The sequence below is a fragment of the Haloferax sp. ATB1 genome, assembly GCF_000730175.1.
Window position 1 is genome coordinate 1 of record NZ_JPES01000045.1, and the last position, 20836, is coordinate 20836.

Annotated in this window: 21 protein-coding genes and 2 pseudogenes; 18 read left to right on the forward strand and 5 right to left on the reverse strand. The window is 60.2% G+C overall.

Annotated features, from left to right (window positions below):
• Positions 1-381, forward strand: a 381-nt coding sequence (locus ATB1_RS07310) for an ImmA/IrrE family metallo-endopeptidase (protein WP_042662990.1), incomplete at its 5' end; no start/stop codon positions are given.
• A 507-nt stretch (positions 382-888) separates the two neighbouring features.
• On the opposite strand, the gene ATB1_RS07315 is transcribed toward ATB1_RS07310, so the two are convergent.
• Positions 889-1269: a hypothetical protein gene (locus ATB1_RS07315; RefSeq protein WP_042662993.1), complete on the reverse strand. Its 381-nt coding sequence runs from the start codon at positions 1267-1269 to the stop codon at positions 889-891.
• 194 nt (positions 1270-1463) lie between these two features.
• Here ATB1_RS07315 and ATB1_RS20495 point away from each other — a divergent pair, with 194 nt between their 5' ends.
• Entirely contained in the window at positions 1464-1871 is a 408-nt protein-coding gene (locus ATB1_RS20495; protein WP_082256328.1) for an SWIM zinc finger family protein, read from the forward strand.
• A 36-nt stretch (positions 1872-1907) separates the two neighbouring features.
• On the opposite strand, the gene ATB1_RS07320 is transcribed toward ATB1_RS20495, so the two are convergent.
• The gene (locus ATB1_RS07320; protein WP_004062147.1) at positions 1908-2093 is read right to left on the reverse strand and encodes a hypothetical protein; all 186 of its coding nucleotides are present in this window, start codon (positions 2091-2093) and stop codon (positions 1908-1910) included.
• Positions 2094-2474: 381 nt separating this feature from the next.
• Between ATB1_RS07320 and ATB1_RS20500 the strand changes: the two genes are divergently transcribed.
• The gene (locus ATB1_RS20500) at positions 2475-3401 is read left to right on the forward strand and encodes a transcription initiation factor IIB family protein (RefSeq protein ID WP_082256329.1); all 927 of its coding nucleotides are present in this window, start codon (positions 2475-2477) and stop codon (positions 3399-3401) included.
• 204 nt (positions 3402-3605) lie between these two features.
• Here the strand turns inward: ATB1_RS20500 and ATB1_RS07330 are convergent.
• Positions 3606-4283 (reverse strand): annotated as a pseudogene (locus ATB1_RS07330) (IS6 family transposase).
• A 622-nt stretch (positions 4284-4905) separates the two neighbouring features.
• On the opposite strand from ATB1_RS07330, the gene ATB1_RS07335 reads away from it, so the two are divergent.
• The 8 genes and pseudogenes from ATB1_RS07335 to ATB1_RS07370 all read left to right on the forward strand — a co-directional run bounded on the left by ATB1_RS07335 (position 4906) and on the right by ATB1_RS07370 (position 11826).
• The gene (locus ATB1_RS07335; RefSeq protein WP_042662996.1) at positions 4906-5682 is read left to right on the forward strand and encodes an IclR family transcriptional regulator; all 777 of its coding nucleotides are present in this window, start codon (positions 4906-4908) and stop codon (positions 5680-5682) included.
• 103 nt (positions 5683-5785) lie between these two features.
• The gene (locus tag ATB1_RS07340) at positions 5786-6946 is read left to right on the forward strand and encodes an amidohydrolase family protein (protein ID WP_052367840.1); all 1161 of its coding nucleotides are present in this window, start codon (positions 5786-5788) and stop codon (positions 6944-6946) included.
• On the forward strand, positions 6943-7341 hold the full coding sequence (locus ATB1_RS07345) for a Rieske (2Fe-2S) protein (protein WP_042662997.1): 399 nt from the start codon (positions 6943-6945) through the stop codon (positions 7339-7341). Before ATB1_RS07340 ends, ATB1_RS07345 begins: the two co-directional genes overlap by 4 nt.
• A 59-nt stretch (positions 7342-7400) precedes the next feature.
• A complete protein-coding gene (locus ATB1_RS07350; RefSeq protein WP_042662999.1) occupies positions 7401-8087 on the forward strand; it encodes an RraA family protein in 687 nt (228 codons plus the stop codon).
• A gap of 344 nt (positions 8088-8431) precedes the next feature.
• Positions 8432-9373 (forward strand): glycine betaine ABC transporter substrate-binding protein, encoded by a 942-nt coding sequence (locus ATB1_RS07355; RefSeq protein ID WP_042663000.1) that lies wholly within the window; start codon positions 8432-8434, stop codon positions 9371-9373.
• A gap of 1 nt (position 9374) precedes the next feature.
• Entirely contained in the window at positions 9375-10124 is a 750-nt protein-coding gene (locus tag ATB1_RS07360; RefSeq protein WP_052367844.1) for an ABC transporter permease, read from the forward strand.
• Positions 10121-11162 (forward strand): annotated as a pseudogene (locus tag ATB1_RS24350) (ABC transporter ATP-binding protein). The gene ATB1_RS07360 and the pseudogene ATB1_RS24350 overlap by 4 nt, the downstream one beginning before the upstream one ends.
• Entirely contained in the window at positions 11155-11826 is a 672-nt protein-coding gene (locus ATB1_RS07370; RefSeq protein ID WP_042663002.1) for an ABC transporter permease, read from the forward strand. The pseudogene ATB1_RS24350 and the gene ATB1_RS07370 overlap by 8 nt, the downstream one beginning before the upstream one ends.
• A gap of 51 nt (positions 11827-11877) precedes the next feature.
• Here ATB1_RS07370 and ATB1_RS07375 read toward each other — a convergent pair whose 3' ends face one another.
• Both ATB1_RS07375 and ATB1_RS07380 read right to left on the reverse strand, forming a co-directional pair.
• Complete coding sequence (locus ATB1_RS07375) at positions 11878-13044, reverse strand: MFS transporter (protein ID WP_052367848.1); 1167 nt, start codon at positions 13042-13044, stop codon at positions 11878-11880.
• A 221-nt stretch (positions 13045-13265) separates the two neighbouring features.
• On the reverse strand, positions 13266-13610 hold the full coding sequence (locus tag ATB1_RS07380) for a hypothetical protein (protein WP_042663004.1): 345 nt from the start codon (positions 13608-13610) through the stop codon (positions 13266-13268).
• A gap of 124 nt (positions 13611-13734) precedes the next feature.
• On the opposite strand from ATB1_RS07380, the gene ATB1_RS07385 reads away from it, so the two are divergent.
• From ATB1_RS07385 to ATB1_RS07415, 7 genes are all read left to right on the forward strand, one after another.
• Complete coding sequence (locus ATB1_RS07385) at positions 13735-14541, forward strand: aldo/keto reductase (protein ID WP_042663006.1); 807 nt, start codon at positions 13735-13737, stop codon at positions 14539-14541.
• A 139-nt stretch (positions 14542-14680) separates the two neighbouring features.
• Complete coding sequence (locus ATB1_RS07390) at positions 14681-15928, forward strand: saccharopine dehydrogenase family protein (RefSeq protein WP_082256326.1); 1248 nt, start codon at positions 14681-14683, stop codon at positions 15926-15928.
• Positions 15929-16271: 343 nt separating this feature from the next.
• Entirely contained in the window at positions 16272-16682 is a 411-nt protein-coding gene (locus ATB1_RS07395; RefSeq protein ID WP_042663010.1) for an EamA family transporter, read from the forward strand.
• 59 nt (positions 16683-16741) lie between these two features.
• The gene (locus tag ATB1_RS07400) at positions 16742-17188 is read left to right on the forward strand and encodes a universal stress protein (protein ID WP_042663012.1); all 447 of its coding nucleotides are present in this window, start codon (positions 16742-16744) and stop codon (positions 17186-17188) included.
• Positions 17189-17325: 137 nt separating this feature from the next.
• Complete coding sequence (locus ATB1_RS07405) at positions 17326-18774, forward strand: aldehyde dehydrogenase family protein (RefSeq protein ID WP_042663013.1); 1449 nt, start codon at positions 17326-17328, stop codon at positions 18772-18774.
• A 348-nt stretch (positions 18775-19122) separates the two neighbouring features.
• On the forward strand, positions 19123-19887 hold the full coding sequence (locus ATB1_RS07410; protein ID WP_042663014.1) for an IclR family transcriptional regulator: 765 nt from the start codon (positions 19123-19125) through the stop codon (positions 19885-19887).
• A gap of 99 nt (positions 19888-19986) precedes the next feature.
• A complete protein-coding gene (locus ATB1_RS07415) occupies positions 19987-20745 on the forward strand; it encodes an HpcH/HpaI aldolase/citrate lyase family protein (protein ID WP_042663015.1) in 759 nt (252 codons plus the stop codon).
• The last annotated feature ends 91 nt before the right edge of the window (positions 20746-20836 follow it).

A 20836-nucleotide genomic window follows, 5' to 3' on the forward strand; every position in this document is an offset into this window, starting at 1 on the left:
ACCGTCCGCATCGTCGATCCCGACGAGTGGCGGCATGGCGAAGCGAAGGGTGTCTGCCAGTCACGAAGTGTCCAAGACCTCACCCCACTCGTGGAAGTGAAGGATCGGTCGAATCGCGCAGATCTCGCATCGACGATCATCCACGAGTACGCCCACGCGATTCTGCACTTCGACATTACTGACGCGACCGAGCGGGCGAAACGCGAGGTCGAAGCGGAGGCCGTTGCGTACGTCGTTGGTCGATACCTCGGCTTGGATACGAGTGGGTCGGCGTTCTACCTTGCAGCGTGGCAGGGCGACGAGACAGACGTGCTGCAAGAGCGACTGGGTCGGATTAGCGGGACGGCCGAAGAGATTCTGTCGACACTCGACGCGGTCTGAAATCTCTCATCTGTGGTTCTGCTGTCGCGGCTCTGTTGAACCTCTTTGTCAGCTATATCTTGCCCTGCGACAGAGGGTGTTGAGGAACACTTTACAGGGTGTTGTTTTCGTAGATTCAGCGGTGAATCACCTGAGACATCGAGAAAGCATGCTTATCAGCACCACCAATGGCACAGATATTCTTGAAAATTCTACACTAGAGTTGTATTGTCATCAAAAATCTACCCGCTGCAGCACAGCTATCTAAAGCCAATGTACTTCTGAAAAGTTGGGAAAGGGGACCCAACTAACCCTAAACCGGCCGGGCACCCGGATTAGGGACTTGCCGGTGTTAACACAGAGGCACCCCGGCATTGTGGAGTTCACACATTTATTATTAAATCTATTGATTGAACAGATGTCACTATAACATCTGGAGAAAACCAAACACAGTTGCTCGATACGGTCTCTGTATGTGTCGTTAGTAGAACAGTGAAGTCACCCGCCAGTGCGGGACAGTGTGCGGAGTCACTGTGAACAGGCGGTTCCGATATGTAACCCGTGTTGCTCCCCATAGGAGACGCCGACTGGTACCGTGTTCGTCCCGGAACACGGCGTGGGGACGAAGCGTTTCACCGCGACTTCTGACTCATCGAGGATAGCGTAGACTCGGTCGGGCTGTCCAGTGAACTGCTTCGACTCATCGGCCTTTCCGGAGTCAAGTTCGTAGTGGGTTGAGTACACCGTCTCATCGGTGCCTCGTTTGAAGAACAGGTCCAATGTGATGGCCCGCGAACTGTCGTTTCGGGCGGTGATATCAATCTCGGTGTCGGGCGAGCGGAAGTTACATCCCGTGAGCAGGGCGGTACTTCCACACGCAACAGTGGAGAGGAGGGCACGACGGCGCATACGGAGACGAATATGTCGTCGAGTATATGCTTTCGGGCCCACCGAATGAGAAACTCGTTCTCTGTATTGACTTCGGGACAATCAGGACAGGTCAGCACAAAGAATCCGACCTGATTCTGTGTCACCTGTCACTCCGTTCGACAGCGTAGTTTTTCATGCACCTGAAGGGGTGCGCGCATTGCGCGCTGACTATCATGATTCCTGTACTACCAGAGTTCGATCCACCTACGCGCGTCCTCAAGCGAGCGCAGTACGAGGCGTTTGCATTCGAACTCCTTGACGGCGATGTCCGTGTTCGCAACGAGAGCTATGCCGACCCGGCTGCGCACGAGTACTGCGTTCGAATTCGGGATGGCGTCCCCCATTCGTGTTCATGTCCTGCTGATGCGAGTAGTGACCCCCCGTGTAAACATCGGGTTGCGGTCGCGATTCGCCCACGAATACTCGACCTTGCCGTGCAGATGCGTGTCGTCGCAGATGGTGGTATCTCGTCAAGCGGCGATGACGACACAACAGACCTGCCCTGCGAGTGTGAACAGTTGTCTGAAGCTCTTCCCTGTTGGAACTGCATCGACGCTGGGCGGCGTAATCTGTCTGAGTAGTCGTTGGTGAGGGTTTCGTACGTCACCAATCACCCATCAGTCTTCGGACTGCTGAGACATAGCGTACGCACCAGCAAACTGCTCGCGCATCTCTCGACGGAGCAGTTCACTCATGACTTCGTAGACGACTGGCTGCGGGTACTTCTCGAGGAGGCGTTGGACGTCGGCTGCACATTCGCTTTTTTCAGTCGCGAAGTTCGCAGTCCATGGTGAGCTACTCATATAAGATAGTCATCTGTTGTCTCAGTTAACTGTTCGCCTGGTGAGAGATTCCTACTAACGCAATCCCCAAACTGTGACTCACAGATATCCAGTAACACGAGTATCGAGTGTACGAAACTCGGTGGGCACGAGGCCCACGAGGAAGTTATCAAGGGGTGGGCGCGGATGGCTTGGTACGCGATTTCGCACCCGTTGCAGAACAGGGCGCGTCTTGTGTGACACGACGAGCCTGCAACGGTAATCCGCCTGCGAGCATGTTTGGTGTTGTGGTTCAATCATTTAATGACCGCCAACCAAAGCCAGCCTGTTCGAGACGGCACGGCGTTTTTTGAGCCCCTGACGGGTGCGGGGCGCAGCGTGATGCGTCCCGTGGTGTTCGAGATGGCGATACGAGATGTCTACGAGCGACAGTTCGACGAATCGTGCGGGAAATCCTGTGGAAACGCCTCCTGTCCAGAATGTGGCGGCCAGGTCATTACGGACGCTGGTGAGCGACGGTGTGAGTCCTGTGGACTCATCATCAACGGGCATGGTATCGACCGCGGCCCGGAGTGGCGGTCGTTCGAGCGCGAGGAGCGCAAGCGAGTGGGTGCGCCACGAACGCCGACGCGACACGATCACGGTCTCGCTACTGAAATCGGCCGACATGTCGACGCGAACGGGACACCGATCCCGGGCGAACGACGACAGCAACTCTCCCGACTCCGCACCCAACACAGTCGGAGTCGGTATCAGTCGAGTCGTGAACGTCGGCTCGCGCATGGCTTGGACGAAGTCCGGCGACTCATTGGTGCGCTCGACCTCCCAGACAGTCTGCGTGACCAAGCATGTCGGTGTTTCCGGTCAGCTCAACAGGCGGATTTGCTGCCCGGACGATCGATTGAAGCAGTCGCTGCCGCGAGCGTCCACGCCGCCTGTCGATGTGCAGGGCTTTCGCGGACGCTCGCCGAACTCGTCCCGCTCGCACGGGTGGCTGAATCGCGTGTCCGGTCAGCGTATAACGCACTCAATACAGAACTCGGGCTGCCTGCGAAGCCGGTCACACCGGCTGAGTTCGTTCCGAGAGTGGCGGATGCGCTTGACGTGACAGACCAGATTCGGCGACGAGCACGGTCGTTAGCTGAGGCATCGAGTGATGAGTGGGCTCATCGGGGCGCGAATCCGCATGCAGTCGCGGCAGCGTGTGTGTACACTGCGGCGACTGAGCGGGACTGGTCGCTCACGCAGGCCCGTGTTGCGGCCGTGAGTGATACCTCAACTCAAACGATTCGAACGCACTACCAGACGTTGTGTGAAGCAGATAGGTGAACGTCAACGCTGAGGACGAAGATGACTCTTATCTGAGAGCGAAAACGAGTCACTTGAGATCCTCGGTTGAATCTTCGAGGTCCTCCAAGGTATTGATGATGCAGCGTGCCCAGAGTCGGTTCTTAGGAGGTGAACGAAACCCTTCGCTTGACCGGGTAACATATTCTCATAAATTCAGTTATATATTGTCATAAATGACACTGTCTAGTTAGTAACCTCCTCACCCGGCGTTCGTCCGTCGAGCGCTTGATGCGGTCGGTGGAAGTTATAGTATTGCGCAAATTGTATAAACCACTCGCGGACGCTCCCATGACTGCCCACCCAGGAATTATGGAAGCGGTCGACTCGTATTTTGAGGGTGTCAAACCACTTTTCGATGAGGTTTCGCTCGACGTAGTCAAGCCGGCCGCTCAATTCTAATCGAGAGGGGGCAGTCTGATAGCCATGACCATCAACGAGAAACACCGCATCTGAGAGGTCGTGTTTCTCGAGAGCCGATGGAGGAACGCAGCAGCCGGATCAGTCCCATGCCGTCCAAACAATTCGACGTCAAGAATCAGCTTTGTCTCGATGTCTATTGCAGCGTACAACCAAGACAACTCGCCGTTGATTTTGACAGCGGTCTCGTCGACCGCAACCCGCTTCGGCTTCGCCTCAGGCGGGTTGTGACCGCTGTCAGCTAGTCGATGTACCTACTGCCAAACAACTTGATAAGCCCGTTCAACGCCGAGCAATCGAAGAATTTCTTTTGTCTCAAAGCGAACAACCGGTCGCGTGGAGCTGGACGGCGAACACCCTGACGGGTGTCGCCGTCCGCTCACGCTCCCAAGTTTCTTCTAAATCCGTCGCAAAACACTTACTGAGCAGGTCTGCGAGCTTCATCCCAAATTAACTCAACGACCTGATCGCTTCTCAAACTTGCTTAACTAGACAGTTCCCATAGAGAAAATTTATAATTTTTTAGAATGAAATAATTACGACATGTCGAGCTAATTTCGGTGCGCTAGTAAATAATCATGCTGCTCAAGCAGATGGTAGTCCCAGCGACCGAGTTGACGACAGGTCGTCCGAACGAGTCGATACTAGGAATCACGCAACGGCCCGCGACTGTTCTCGTTCCATGTCACTCAGTTAGTTCAGGACGTGGCCGCAGATAAATGACGCTCTGAAGATTACATTAGTATTCTTGTAATGTGACTCGTGGCTACTGTGGGTCACCACGCGGCTATCCCCACGGCAGTAACTCGTAATGCGACTTCGGCCCGACAGCGCTCGTCAGAAGATGTCGAGAGTAGATTGGGAACCTCGTGTTTCGTGAGATAAAACGAGAAGCTTGGCAGACGGGGGTGACCCACAGATGTCTCGAACCGGCCTCGGTTAGCTTGCTTGTCTGAGGACGAACACAGTCGTTCCCAATTGGGATTCGAACTGGTGTCTCAGAATACGACGCGTCCAATTTCGTGATACGAAACAATAAAGTCCTCCGAGAAACTGATGGTGGTATATGCCACACAAAGCCAAGAATCCCATCAACTCCGATTTGACGTTGCTCGAAATCCTCAACGGACTGGAGGAACTGGGCGGAGGACGTATCCAAGACATCGTCAACGAGACGGGAATCACGAAAAGTACGGTCCACAACCACCTCAGTACGCTCCGTCAGCAGGGGTTCATCGTTAAGGACGGAGACCAGTACTACCTGGGGCTACGGTTCCTCAGGCTGGGGGAGGTTGCACGAAACCGTGGACCGCTGTTCTCGTTCGGGCGCCCGGAAGCGGACAAAGTCGCCAACGAGACGGGAGAACTAACCAACCTATCGACCGTAGAACACGGCCGAGGCGTCTATCTCTACCGAACTCAGAGCGAGCGGGAAGTGCGTTTTTCGACGGCCGCCGGCGAGTACCACGACCTCCACTGCTCCGCGACGGGAAAGGCGATACTCGCCTTCTCTCCGGAGTCGGTGTTAGATGAATTCGAGGACGTCCACGGTCTGACGAGATATACAGAAAACACCATCACGAACCGTGAGGAGCTCGAAGAAAGCCTCGAAACCGTTCGCGAACGCCAACTCGCGTTAGACCTTGAAGAGTACGAGAAGGGACTTCGGTGTGTCGCCTCCCCGATTCTCGACAAGGACGACCGCGCGCTCGGCGCAATCAGCGTCTCCGGGCCGGCGATGAAATTCACCGGAGAGTACTATCGTGAAACGCTCGCAGAAGCCGTCAAAAGCGCAGCAAACGTCATCAGTCTCAACATCACGCGGACCGAGGAGACCTACTAATTACCCGGGATAGGATGTTTCGTGTGACAAAACGTTTCGAAGTACCTTCAGAACTCTGTCTGAGGAGAACATTTATAACGATTGTATCCAACATTGGAATCGTATGGCTGACCAAAGCAAACGACTCGCCGAACGTAGTGAGCAAGCCAGGTCAAATCCCCTCGCAGACCAGCTCAAGGAAGTGCCGGTCATCGACATGGACGTTCACACGTCCTTCAGAAACGAGGAGATCCAACGGGACCTACTGAAACACCTCGACGACCCGTACAAGCGGGAAATCGAGTACTACCTTCAGCCGGGGACGTCATCGTACGACGGGATGTACCCGACAGACAACTACAACCGCGACCTGAGTGGGAAACTCCCGACGGAACTGATGCAGGTCACGGAGCCGAAAGAGGACATCGACGACGTGCTGTCGAGGGAGTTCCACGTCGACTACCCCATCGTCAACATGCTGCCGGAACTCAACATGGTCCGGCAGACCGACAAGGCGATTGCGCTCAACGAGGCAGCCAACAAGGTGCTCGTCGAGCGATTCCTCGACGGACACGACAACTTCTACGGCCTGGCGTCGGTCGTTCCACACGACCCGGCGGCCGCCGCGGAGGAAATCGACCGCTTCGCCAGCGAGGACCAGATCTGCGGCGTGTTCCTGAACTCGACCGGGACGAAGACGCCGCTCGGCGACGAGAAGTACGACCCAATCTACCGCGCGGCGGAGGACAACGACCTCCCCGTCGTCTTCCACGGGGCAGCAGCTCCGGGACTCGCCCTCGATTTCCCCACGCTCCAACACGAACTGCAGACGTACATGGCGAACCACGCGCTCGCACACGTCTACTCGCAGTTCCTGACGCTGACGAGCCTCTTCGAGAACGGGACGCCGGCGAAGTTCCCCGGTGTCGACTTCGTGTTCCAGGAGGCGGGCATCGCGTGGCTCTCGCTCATCTTCCGTCTGAACCGGGAGTACAAGCAGCGCCGGAGCGAGGTTCCGCTGCTGGAGAAGACACCGGAAGAGTACGTTCGTGACCAGTTCTACTTCGCTACGCAGCCGCTCGACGAGCCGAACGACCCGGTCATGATGAAACAGCTCGTGGAGATGTGGGGCGGCGACGTGCTCATGTTCGCGACGGACCACCCCCACTTCGACATCGACAACACGGAAGCGCTGCTGAAATACCTCGGCAACTTCTCCGAGGAGGACCGTAACAAGGTGTTGTACGGAAACTCGGCAGAAGTCTTCGACATCGACGTCTCATGAGCCAGAACGCACAAAATCTTCCGCTCGACGACGACGAACACGTCGTCGCGCGGTCCGACGAACTCACCGACGGCGAACGCGTCATCGCGCTCCTGAACGGAAAGGAAATCGGCGTGTTCAACATTGACGGCGAGCTGTACGCCTACCCGAACTGGTGTGCTCACCAGGGCGGTCCCCTCTGTGAGGGGATGGTGAGCGGGACCGTCGAGGCGGAACACGACCGAGACACCCTCACGACCGAACTCGAGTGGTGTCGAGAGGGAGAGATTCTCAGCTGCCCGTGGCACGGCTGGGAGTTCGACGCCACGACCGGCGACTGCCTCGTCGACGACGGCTGTAAACTCCGGTCCATTCCCGTTCGCAACGAGTCCGGCTACGTCGTCGTCACGCTGTAATCGCCATTTGAGAACCACACCGCACCACGTACCACAACAACCCACACCAACCCAAACCGATGATCAACCAATCCTCCTCAGAGAGAGAACGAGAAGTCGACAAAGAACTGCTCGCCAAATACGAAGACCTGTACACGCCGGCGGTGGCGGACGTGATGCATGAGTACGGCTACGAAGAGCAGACGCTCGACCCTGAAATTACGCCGCTCGACGACGACATGACTGTCGTCGGGAGCGCCTTCCCCATCGTCGGGCGACCGAACCGGAGCGTCAACGCCGACGAAGTCCTCAGGCGCTTCCTCGAGATGCACGAGGACGTCCCCAAAGACGGCGTCATGATCTACGACACCAACGACACGAACTCGGCCCATCTCGGCGAGTTGGAGGTCACCTCGCTCCAACCGTCGGGCGTGGCCGGTGCCGTCATCGACGGCGGCGTCCGCGACACGAGCGTCATCCGGGAGCGCGGCTTCCCCGTGTTCAACCGGTACACCACTCCCGTGGACTGCATCTTCCGCTGGGAGTTGCTCGACTGGGGCACCGACGCGGTCGTCGGCGGAGTCGAAGTCTCGCCCGGCGACATCGTCGTCGGCGACGGCGACGGCGTCGTCGTCGTTCCCCAGGAAATCGCCGAGGATGTCGCCGAGGACGCCCACGAGATGGCGTCGTCCGAAGACGCCGTCCGCGCCGCCCTCGAAGACGGCGTCGAGGCGTTCGACGCCTACGAAGAACACGAGACGTTCTAGGCGTTTCGAGACGACAGCGGAGCGTCCCATAACAACCTGCGAAGGACGACGACGCCGCGACACCCGAATGGGTGAGCACGGAGCAGCACGCTAGTCAGTCGCTCGGAGAGACAGGAGTGCGTCGGGAACTAGTCCGTTCCCGCGAGACCGGATTCCGAGGTCACCTGGCGGCTGCTCCGATCCGCTGGACGGTGGCGAGAGCAGGCATTCATGTTGATTAGATGCTACTTTTGGATGTCCGTGCGCACATTGTCTAAGACGCGTAGCGTTCGCCCAGTTTGGGCGGCAAAAACTGTCTGAGGATAAATTATAAATATCTCCGACCCAGTTCATCAGGATGAATCATGCACAACAGTAGGAGAGCGTTCCTTCAGTCAGCGGGAGCAATCGGTATCGCGAGCATGGCGGGCTGTTCCAGTATCGTAGATGGCGGCGGCAGCGGCGACAGCATCACCATCGGTTCGAAGCAGTTCGCGGAACAGGAGATTCTCGGGCACATGGCAATTGCCGCACTCCGGGAGAACACCGACCTGACGGTCAACGACGAGACGGGACTCGGCGGCACCTCCCAGTGCTTCAACGCGCTCAAGAACGACGAAATCGACTGCTACTGGACGTACACCGGGACGCTCTGGCATCAGATCCTCGGGGAGTCGAACGTCATTCCCGACGGCGAGAAAATATACACCGAGTCGAAAAGCGCAGCCGAAGATGAGTGGGGACTGACGCTGACCGAACCCACGGGGGCTGACGCGTCGTGGACTATCGTCGCCCGGCCCGACTGGGCAGAAGAACACGGTATCCAAACGATCAGCGACTTCGCCTCGTACGTCAACGACGGGAACACCGACATGACGTTCGTGTCCTACACGGAGTACGCAGAGCGGGAGGACGGTCTCCCTGCCCTCATCGACGACTACGGCATCGAGCAGTCCGCGTGGGACGAGGTGAAACTTCGGAAGGTCGGCTACGGCGGCCTGAACTACCAGATTCTCAACGACGGCCAGGCCGTCGCGACTTCGGGCTGGCAAACGCAGCCGCAGATATACAAGTACGACCTCCGCATCCTCGACGACGACAAAGGGCACTTCTCGAAGTACTGGATCGTCCCGATGATCCAGCAGGCTGCCGTCGAGGAGAACCCCGTCGTCAAGGAGACGCTAGACGAGGTGGCACCGAGCGTCACGACCGAGAAAATGCAACAGATGGCGCTCAAGGCCAGTGAGGAAGACAGAGACCCGGCGAGCATCGCCCGTGACCATCTGAGTTCGGAAGGACTCATCTGACATGCCATCGACGACATCCCTCGAAGCGGCTCTCACCACCCTCACGTCGGTGACGTTGAACTCCACGCTCGGAGCGTACCAGTCGTTCGTCGCGCGATACGCTGGCGACCTGCTCGTGTTGACGCTGGAGCACATCGATATCATCGCGATTTCGATGCTGCTCGCGATACCCATCGGTATCTCTCTCGGCGTCCTGATAACGTTCAACGACACCGCGGCTACAGTCGTCCTCTGGCTCGCTGGCGTCGCCATGACGGTGCCGAGCATCGCGCTGTTCGGACTGCTCATCCCCGTCTTCGGAATCGGGGAACCGCCGGTCATCGTCTCGCTGGTGTTGTACTCACAGCTTCCACTCGTCAGGAACACCTACGTCGGGCTCAACGGCGTCGACGACGCGGTCATCCAGTCCGGCCGAGGCCTGGGCATGACTCGCATCGAGCGCCTGCGGCAGATTCAGGTTCCGATGGCGCTCCCGGTCATCATGACCGGACTGCGGAACGCCGTCGTCATCATCATCGGCGTCGCCGCCATCGGGGCGTTCGTCGGAGCCGGTGGATTGGGAGATTTCATCTTCCAAGGTATTCGCGAGCGCAACATTCCGATGATCGTCGTCACGACCGTCGTGCTCGTGGTGCTGACGCTGGCGTTCGATTACTGCTTCGCGGTCAGCGAGCAGTTGTTCAGACTTCGTAACGGAGAGCAGATAGACAAAGCACGACCGACCCGCGCGATTTGGAGGATACTCTCATGAGTCAACACGCAATCGAGTTCGAAAACGTTCGCAAAGAGTATGGGCAGACGGTGGCGCTCGACGGTGTGAGTTTCAGCGTCGAAGCGGGGACGACGACCGTCCTCGTCGGGCCCTCTGGCTGTGGTAAGACGACCACGATGAAGCTCGTCAACCGCCTCGAAGACCCGACCGACGGAACGGTCCGGTTCGAGGGCGAAGACGTACAGAACGTCGAGAAGACGAGTCTTCGGCGAAGCATTGGCTACGTCATCCAGGACATCGGCCTGTTCGACCACATGACCGTCGCGGAGAACGTGGGAACGGTCCCGGGCCTGGCGACTGAAAGACTGGGACGAAGACCGCATCGAGAGCCGAGTCGACGAGCTCCTAGCGCTCATGGATCTCCCGCCGGACCAGTACCGGGAGAACTACCCGCGCGAACTGTCCGGCGGCCAGCGGCAGCGCGTCGGCGTCGCCCGCGCCCTCGCCGCGGACCCGGATCTGATGCTCATGGACGAGCCGTTCGGGGCGCTCGACCCCATCACCCGCGACAACCTCCAAGACGAGTTCCTCGAGATTCAAGAACAGATCAACACCACGATTCTGTTCGTCACCCACGACATCGACGAGGCGCTGAAGATGGGGGACAAAATCGCAATTTACGACGTGGGCGAAGTCGTCCAGTACGACACGCCCGAGAACATCCTCGAGAACCCGGCGAACGAGTTCGTCGAGGACTTCATCGGGTCGAACCGCGGCCTGAAGAAGCTGCAGGTGCTGCCGGTCGAAGACGTCATGGACACGGACGACTCGCTCGTCGGAACGTCCGTGTCCGAACTGCCCCGAGGCGGGTCGGAACCCGAGTCGGCCGCGGCGGACGGTGCGGGAGCACCGCCGCACGTCGCCCCCGGTCAGAGCGCCGAGACGGCGCTGTCAGTGCTGCTTGAATCCGAGTGCGATGACCTCCCGGTCGTCCGAGACGGCAGCGTCGTCGGGACAGTGAACCTCGAACACCTCCACCACAGTAAGTCGCAGCGGGGGGAACTCGCGCATGAGTAACCTGCTCGTCGAGGCGACGAACTACCTGCTCAGCAACTTCGACACGTTCGTCGACCTGCTTCGCGAGCACCTCATCTTGGTGCTCGTCGCGCAGGTCGGTGCGATACTCGTCGCGGTGACGGCAGGTATCCTCGCGACGCGAAACGAGCGAACGAAGACGTGGGTTCTCTCGTCGGGGAACATCTCCCAGACGGTCCCACCGCTGGCCGTCATCGCGCTCGTCTTCCCGTTCGTCGGTATCGGCTTCAATTCGGCGTTGCTCGCGATGTGGGTGTACGCGCTGTTACCCATCATCACGAACACCATCGCCGGCATCGAAGACGTCGACGAGGGAACCATCCGAGCGGCGAAAGGGATGGGGATGACGGACTCGGAAATCCTCCGTCAGATCCAACTGCCGTTGGCCGTCCCGGTCATCTTCGCGGGAATCAGGACCAGTACCGTGATGAACGTCGGGACTGCGTACCTCGCTATCTTCATCGGTGCTGGGGGACTCGGCGACTGGGTCGTCACTGGTATCCAACTGTTCAACACGCCGCAGATTCTCGCCGGTGCGATTCCGGGCGCGGTGTTGGCGATTTCGCTCGACACCATTCTCGGCGTCGCCGAGCGGAATCTCGACACGCAGACCACGCAGAGCGGTGGTGCGGTCGCAGAGGCCTGAGGCGACCCCAATCGAACCGGTCCCCGATACTGCCGCCAGTTGTAGACGCTCTTACTCGCGTCGCCCGAGCCACACCAGCGGTATCGCTGCGAGTCCGAAGCCGACGAGTAGGCTCGCGAACGCCGCTGTGTAGCCCAGTCGCGTGGCCGCAGTCCCGATGTACGCGGGCCCGAGACTGCCGACGGCGAAGTACACCGTTCTGAGGACGCCGAGGTCGCCGCCGATCGTCTCCGTCGCCAGCACGTCGCTAAGATAGACGTACATGACTGGCCAGATGGCGGTGATAGCGATGGCGTAGGCGATGAGTCCAAGCCCGACGCCGACAGTAGAGTCGACGAGCACGAGCGTGGAGAGCCCGACGACGCCGAATCCCATCGCGGCGACGCCCATTCCGGTGGGAGACCACGCGTCGCTGAGCGTGCCGGCGACGGGCGTAACCACCATGCCGACGACGAACATGCTCGCGAAGGCGACCGTCGCCTCGAACGACGTGAAGGATTTCACCGCCTGCAGATACGCCGGGAGGAAGCTCGCGCTGCCCTGCCAGAGAAACATCGAGACGGACATGACGACGAGGACAGCGTACGTCTCGCGCTCCCGAAAGAGCCGAGAGCACACCGCTTTGAGGTCGAGCGTCACGCGCGAGACGGCGTAGTCGCCGCAGTTGAGTCTGTGTGTGCCAGCCCCGACGAGCGCCAGCAACACGACGACCGGAACGAATGCGTCTCGCCATGTGAACGTCCCAACGATGGCGACGGCGAGCACCGCCGACAGCGCGCTTCCGAGGTTGACGGCCGCGTCTCGGACGCCGAACGCGCGACCGCGGTTCTCTTCGAACTGGGTCTGCAGCAGGACGAACCCGGCGGGTTCGAACAGCCCGTATCCCGCGCCGATGAGGCCGAGTCCCGCGACGAACACCGGGAACGTCGTCGCCACCGCCAAGACGAGGAATCCGAGAATCATCACGCCTTGGCTGCCGAGCAATACGACGCCGGCCGAGAGGCGGTCGGAGTACCGACCGCCGGGGAACTGCGCGGCGGCGTTGCATGCCCACATGAACGAGATGGACACGCCGGCTTCGGCCGCGCTGACGCCGAAGTAGTCGATTATCTCCGGGAGCATCGGTGCGACGACGAGCAGACCGGAGAGCGACACGACGATTCCGAGCGCGTGGAGGTTCAGTTGTCTGCCGTTGTAACCGCGAAACGTCTCTAGCATTGGTGTGGGTGTGTCATGGTGTCTGGGTGAATGTCGGTGAGCCTCGGTCGCCGTCGAGGGCGGGAAGCGAACTGCTCGGTCGGTCGAGGAGGCAGCCACCGTGCGGTAGGAACCCCGCCCAGAGCGTGGCGAGACGAGCGACCGGTCTCAGGCACTGCTTGCAACGTGTTATATCTGGGTCTACGGCGCTGGCAATTAAAATTGCCGAGTGGGACGTGCGGTCACTCTCGCTCGGCGACCACGTCCTCGACGAGCGATTTGAACGACGACGACGTGATGGAGAAGACGGTGTTCGCGCTGCTGTCGCGCGACCGGTGGACCGACTCGATTGGTTCGCCATCGAGCCGTATCTCCCACGTGCTCAGTTTCGACGGCGACGGGTCGACGAGTCGGATGTTGCAGCCGTGGTTCGCTTCAAGCTCCTCGACGACCGTATGGACGTAGACGTCGTCTTCGAACTTCGGTGCGTCGTAGCCCGGGAGGTCGAGTTCTTCGCGAATCTCTACGTTCTCGTCCCACCACGGCGGAACGTCGTCAGGCCGGTCAGTGTCAGAGTTATCGGTCATACGTAGACACTGGTCAAGCGACCGCAAAGAAACTTCGCCTCGGTCCGTGGCTGCTTCCGAGGGGCAAAGCGTTATATCCTGCTCGTTGGTAGTTGGTGTCGTGAGTCATAGTAGCACGTTTGAGATGGGTATCGGAACGTGGTACCCGGACCAACGACAGCGATGCGTCGACAGTGTTCTCACCGCGCTCGACGAGGGGTATCGATACGTAGACACCGCACAGCAGTACGGCACAGAAGAGTACGTCGGTGAAGCCATCCGACAGTCGGACGTTCCGCGCGAAGAGGTGTTCGTCGCGACGAAAGTCCGGCCGAGCAACCTCAGCTACGACCGCGTACTCGAAAGCACGAAAGAGAGTCTGGACGCGCTCGGCATGGAGTCTATCGAGCTACTGTACGTCCACTATCCGCTGAAGGCCTACAACGTCGAAGAGACGATGGCGGCGTTCACGGAACTGTACGAGCGGGGACTCATCGACAACGTGGGGCTCAGCAATTACTCGATACCGTTGCTCGACGAGGCGATGGAGGCCCTCGGCGCCCCTGTCTTCGCCCATCAGGTCGAGATGCATCCGCTACTGCAGCAACAACACCTCCTCGAACATGCCCAGCGACACGACTACTGGCTGGTCGCGTATCGCCCGCTCGTCGGGGGCGACGTGATGGAGGTGCCGACGCTCGTCGATATCGCCGAAAAGTACGACGCGACGCCGACGCAGGTGAGTCTGGCCTGGCTGTTGAGCAAAGACCGGGTCGCGGCGATTCCGAAGGCGACGGGCGACCACGTCGCAGAGAACTGGGCCGCTCGACAGTTGGACCTCACGGCCGAAGACATCGCCGAAATCGACGCCATCGGTGAGGAGAGGCGAACCGTTACGCGCGAGTCGAGTCTGATGATTCACGACGAGCGGATGCCCTGGGAAGAAGTGTAACGGGCCTTCGAGACGGCTCCCAAGCGGTTATCGCCGATTCACGGGGGTCGGTCGGGTTCCGCTCAGTAGGAGACGCGGACTACGACGGTCCGACACCCCATAGAATTAAGTCGGTTAATCATGCATATTCAGTTGTATTATGAGCGGTAAGACCGTAGTCCTTGGCGGCTCCGGAGCGATGACCTCCGCCTGCGTGTACGACCTGTATCAGACCAGTGACTTCGACGAAATCGTCGTCGCGGATGCGGACGAGAAGAACGCCCGTCGGCTCGTCGAACTAATCGACGACGACCGTGTCACGTTCGAACCCGTGGATGCGACGAGCGCGGACGATATCGCCCGTGTCCTTGACGACGCGGCATACGTGGTGAACGGACTCCCGTACCAGTTCGAAGAGAATGTCCTCGACGCTATCGTTGAGGTCGGCGACCTCACCGGCGTCGACCTGAACGCCTTCGACTTCGACGCCGTGCTGAGTCGATCCGACGAGTTCGAAGCGGCGGGCTGTTCGCTGTGGTTCGCGAACGGTGGCCTCGTCAGCACTATCGCGCTCGGCATGGTCGGCTGCGACGAGTTCGACGACGTCGACGACGTGAACTTCTACTGGGGGATGTGGCGGCTCCTCAGCCAGACGACCGCCGGACTCACTGACACCGTCACTTACGAACACGACCCGAACGTCGACGAGCGGGCCCGCTGGGAAGACGGAGCGGTCATCAACGACCTCCCGCCGTTCTCCCAAGAACGGACGTTCGAATTCCCCGACCCCATCGGCGAACAAGAGACGTACGTCATCTCCCATCCCGAACCCATCACGTTCCCGAAGGCACCCATCGCACAGGAGACGAACGTCGACCGAATCATCACCCGCGGCATCTGGCACGAGGAGTGGGCCGAGTACGAGCGGACGCTCCACGCGATGGACGCGTTCGACGCGGACCCACTCGAAGTCGAGGGCGGAACGGTCGACCCGCTCGAAGTGGCCCAGTCGCAAGTCAAGCGCGCCGGCCGGCAGCGAGACGCCGAGTGGCAGGCCCCTGAGGAACTCTCCAGCGAGACGGAGTGGACGCCACAGACGATTCTCTCGTCGGAAGTTACGGGAACGGCGGCAGGAGAAGCGGGGACAGCGGTCTACCACTTCGAACAGCCGTTCCCGTTCTTCGACGGCAACGAAATCTCGATGATGCGGGAGTACGGCTGCTACGTCGGTGTGCCGCTGTCGGTGACGCTCCAACTCATGGCCGAGGGTTCCGTGGACAAGGACGGGATCTTCGTGACCGAAACCAGTGGGATGGACGCCGAGCGGTACTTCGAGATGATGGAAGCGCGCGGCTTCGAACTGACCGAAGAACAGACGCCGCCCAAGCAGGCTGCGACGTCCACGTAAGCGAACGCACCGAGCGCATCGGTATCGCTCGCTCCCCCACTTGATTCGACATTTGTCGTATAAAGATTTAACCTACTGTCGATACGACGTGGACCTGTATGCGATGTCCAAACTGCGACGAAACCCTCGTCGCCGTCGAGACGTACCACGACAGAGAATTTGTTTGCCGAACGTGCGAGTACTACCTCCCACGGGGGTCAGATTGACCGGATGAGTGCCGCTTTTCTCGGATACCGGCCGACTGCGAAGGAGGTTCGTGAACACGGTTTCTTCCGGTCGAGTTCCGTCCCAGAGAGGCAAAGAATCAATACCGACCGTCCTTGATATACCGGAGGCACACGCTATGTCAAAGACAGTTCTCTTCGCGTTCGGGTCGATGGCGCTCTACGCGGGCTGGGCGTTTCTCGCCAAAGTCGCGACGAAGTCGCTTCCGGCGGAGCAAGCCGTCATCTACACGTACGTCGCCGGGCTCACGGCCGCCGCCTCGTACCTCCTTTGGCGCGGTGGCCCGGTCGTCGTCTCCACGAGGGGAATCGGGTTCGCGCTCGTGGGAGGACTGTTCCTCGGGCTCGGAACGATCAGCTACTACGTCGCGCTCAGTCAGGGCTCCGCCGCCGTCGCGACGAGTATCAGCGGGATGTACCTCCTCGGGACAACTCTCCTCGCGGTCGTCTTTCTGGAGGAGTCGCTCGGACAGGTCAAAATCGCGGGCATCGCGCTGGCGGTCGGCGCAGTGATACTGCTCGCACAGTAGTCGATGCGGAGCATACCGCCTTCCAAGGAAATTTGGTGTCCGACGTTCATACGTGAGATATGACGGTCGTAGTTGCAGTCGACGACTCGAACCGAGCAGCAACCGTTCTCGCGCGGGCGTCGGCCCTCGCCGCGGATCTCGACGAACCGCTCCACTCGCTTCACGTGCTCCAGCGCACGGATCTCGTTGACACCCTCGAAAAGGAGGTTGAGGGACAAGCGGTCACCGAGAACCGCGAGGTCAAACGCGTCGGGGCGGAGATTATCGAGCGGGCGGCAGCGAACGGGGAACTCGAACACGACACAGCGGAGATAGAGAACGTCGTCCGCGTCGGCGACCCGGCGGAGCAGATCACGACGTACGCGGACAACGTTGACACCCGATACATCGTCGTCGGGGGACGACGCAGGTCGCCGACGGGGAAGGCCCTGTTCGGAAGCGTCACGCAGCGCGTGATGCTCAGTTCCACGGTGCCGGTGCTCAACGTCCCAACAGGAACCGAATAGCGGTACGCACCACTCCGAGACCGCCGACGTAACCCGCAAGAGAGACACAGCGACCGCGATAGCCGCGATGCCCACGACGGCTCCCAGATTGACGAGACCGCCAGATATTATAATGAGGGTTCTGTGGATGAGAGTACATGCCGGCGTTCAATAACTACTGTAACGGCAAGTGGACAGGCTCTGAATCAGGCGAGACGTTCGAGGTGCGGAACCCCGCGGACCCGGACGACGTAATCGGCGAGTTCCCGTCGTCCACGGCCGGCGACACCCGAGATGCAGTCGATGCCGCGGTCGCAGCCCAAGCGGCGTGGGAAGACACCCCAGCGCCCGAGCGCGGTGCGATTCTCCGCCGCGCTGCGTCGCGTCTCGAATCACGGTCCGACGAAGTCGCCGAGTTGCTCGCTCGCGAGGAGGGGAAAGCGCTCCCCGAGGCGACGGGCGAAGTCGGCCGGGCTGTCAACATTCTGTACTACTTCGCCGAGAAGGCGTTAGACCTGGGCGGCGACGTCAAAGCGTCGAGTTCACGGGACACGCGCCTCGAAACGAAGACTGAGCCGCTAGGAACGGTCGGACTGATCACGCCGTGGAACTACCCCATCGCCATTCCGACGTGGAAGCTCGCGCCCGCGCTCGTCACCGGGAATACCGTCGTTCTCAAGCCCGCGTCTCGGGCGCCCGCCGTCGCACACGAAGTTGCCAAGTGCCTCGACGAAGCCGGTCTTCCGGACGGCGTGCTCAACGTCATTACCGGTTCAGGCAGCGAAGTCGGCGGCACGCTCACGACCCACGACGAAATCGACGCGATTTCTTTCACCGGGAGTACGGTCGTGGGACAGCAGGTCGGCGAGACGGCCGCGGCGGACGGCAAGCGCATCCAACTCGAGATGGGCGGGAAGAACCCGACGGTCGTGATGCCGAGCGCCGACGCCAGCACCGCCGCGGAAATCGTCTCTGACGGCGCGTTCGGCGGAACCGGACAGGCCTGTACCGCGGCGTCCCGAGCCATCGTCCACGAGGACGTCTACGACGAGTTCGTCGACGAACTCGTGGCCGCTGCGGAGGACATTAGCATTGGACCCGCACTGGACGGCTACGACATGGGGCCGCACGTCAGTAAATCCGAACTCGAGGGGACGCTGGACTACATCGACGTCGGCGTCTCGGAGGGAGCGACTCTCGAAACCGGTGGGTCCGTTCCCGAAGCACCGCGCCACGAGTCGGGTTACTTCGTCGAGCCGGCGGTCTTTTCGGACGTGTCCAGCGAGATGCGTATCGCGCAAGAGGAGATATTCGGTCCGGTCGTGGGCGTCATTCCCGTGAGTTCCTACGAGGAGGCGGTGACACTCGCCAACGACACGAAATACGGACTCTCCGCCAGTATCGTCACACAAGACCTCAGCGAGGCCCATCAGTTCGCCGACGACGTCGAAGCCGGCGTCGTCAAGGTCAACGAGAAGACGACCGGCCTCGAACTCCACGTCCCCTTCGGCGGCATGAAGGCGTCGTCGAGCGAGACGTGGCGCGAACAGGGTGACGCCGGCCTCGACTTCTTTACGACGTCGAAGACGGTGTACCTCAACTACTGAGCCCGGTTCCGGGTTCGCGCGCCCCGCACTTCCCGCTGTTTTTACTTTTCTTTCCAACTACGCTGAGCGTCGCGTCCGCATTCGACAGGGTACTAACACGGCGAGACCACGGGACGTCGGCGAGCCGTTCTATGACATCGAACGAGTTTGTGCCTGCCGAGCGACCGTTTGGCCGCCAATTCCATTACAACGTTATGTCTGTAAAACGTGTCCGTACCAAAACAACAGTCCACGAGAGGTGCAAAAATCGTTACCGAAGGCGTCGATAACTTTTCAAACAGGCGTTCGACCACGCTGAACGATTATCGGTTGGGAAACATTCTATGGGCTGGACGCGGTAGAAGTCATATGACCGAGAAAGCGACCCGGCCGATACGGTCGGACGAAACGCTGCTGGCGATACTCGAGGCGCTGGAAGAGCGGACGACCCCGAGCGTCAGTGACGTGGCCACGTACGCGGGAGTCTCGAAGAGCACGGCTCACAACCACCTGAGTACGCTCCGCGAACACGGCTACGTAGTCGACGGCGAGCGGGGCTACGAACTCAGCCTCCGGTTTCTGGAACTCGGCGAGAGCGTCCGCATGAACACGGAGATATATGAGGTCGCTCGGCCGCACGCCGACGAACTCTCCCGGGAGACCGGGCTACTCGTCAACATCAGCGTCGAGGACCGGGGAAAGGGCGTGTACCTCTACCGGACGAGAGGCGATGACCGCATCCGCCTGTCGACGCGAGCCGGCGAAGTTCACGAGCTACACTGCACCGCCACCGGAAAGGCGATTCTCGCGCACTTGCCGGAGCGTCGGGTCGAATCGATTCTCGACCGGCATGGCCTTCCGAAGCGGTCGGAAAACACGATAACGGACCGCGAGACGCTCCGCTCGGAGTTAACCGAGATACGCGAACGAGGATACTCGGTAGACGACGAGGAGTACGGACAGGGGCTGCGGTGCGTCGGGGTTCCGGTCCTGAACGGCGATGACGCGGTCATCGGGGCGTTGAGTGCGTCGGGGCCCGCGACGGAAGTCGTCGGTGAGCGGTTGACGACGGAGCTTCCCACGCGCCTCAAGCGGGTCAGAAACCGGATCGAGTTGAATCTCCGCGATTACTGATGCGCAGGGCTCTCGTTCGTCGCTCTCACGGGTGCGCTCGAAACGCCGGAGGTGCGGTCGGCGGTAGATTGATACATCGGCCCTCGAAACGTCTCCGGTATGGCTGGAAACTCTCTCCGCGAGCGGATTGTAGACGGCGATTCCGTCCTCGGTACGTTTCAGATCGTGAACTCGATGATGGTCTCCGAAATCGCGACTGTGGCGGGGTTCGACTTCGTCGTTATCGACCAAGAACACGGCCCCGCCACCGCACAATCGACAATGCGCGCCTGTGCCGGCGCGCAGTCGCAGGGCGGAGCGGCGGTCGTCAGGGTCCGGGAGAACGCGCCGGGCGAAATCCAGCGGGCCCTGGACATCGGCGCCGACGGCGTGCAAATTCCGCAAGTGGAAACCGCGGACGACGCTCGACACGCGGTGAACGCGGCCAAATTCCACCCAGTAGGTGAACGCGGGCTCTCGCCCTACGGTCGCGCCGGAACGTACGAGGGCGGACCCGAGTTCGAATCGACACAGAACGAAGAGACGGTGCTGGCGTTGCAGGTAGAGGGCGTTAAAGCGGTCGAGAACGTCGATTCCATCCTCGACGTCGACGGTATCGACGTCCTGTTTCTGGGACCGTACGACCTCTCGCAATCGCTTGGCGTCCCCGGCGACGTGCAGCACGATGACGTCGTCGAGACGATGCGGTCCGTCGTCCGCAAAGCCAGGGACACCGACACGGTCGTCGGAACGTACGCCGACACGCCAACGCAGGCGCGGAAGTGGCTCGAGACGGGCGTCCAGTACGTCACGCTCGCCGAGGACGCCCCCGTTCTCCGCGACGCCTTCGCGGAGCTGGCCGGCGCGGTCGAGCGCTGAGCGGCCTCGACACGGCAGCGGCCGCTCTGCGCGATCGTCAATTTGAGTGAGAATACAAAGGATTTAAATATATAAACATTGACCACACATA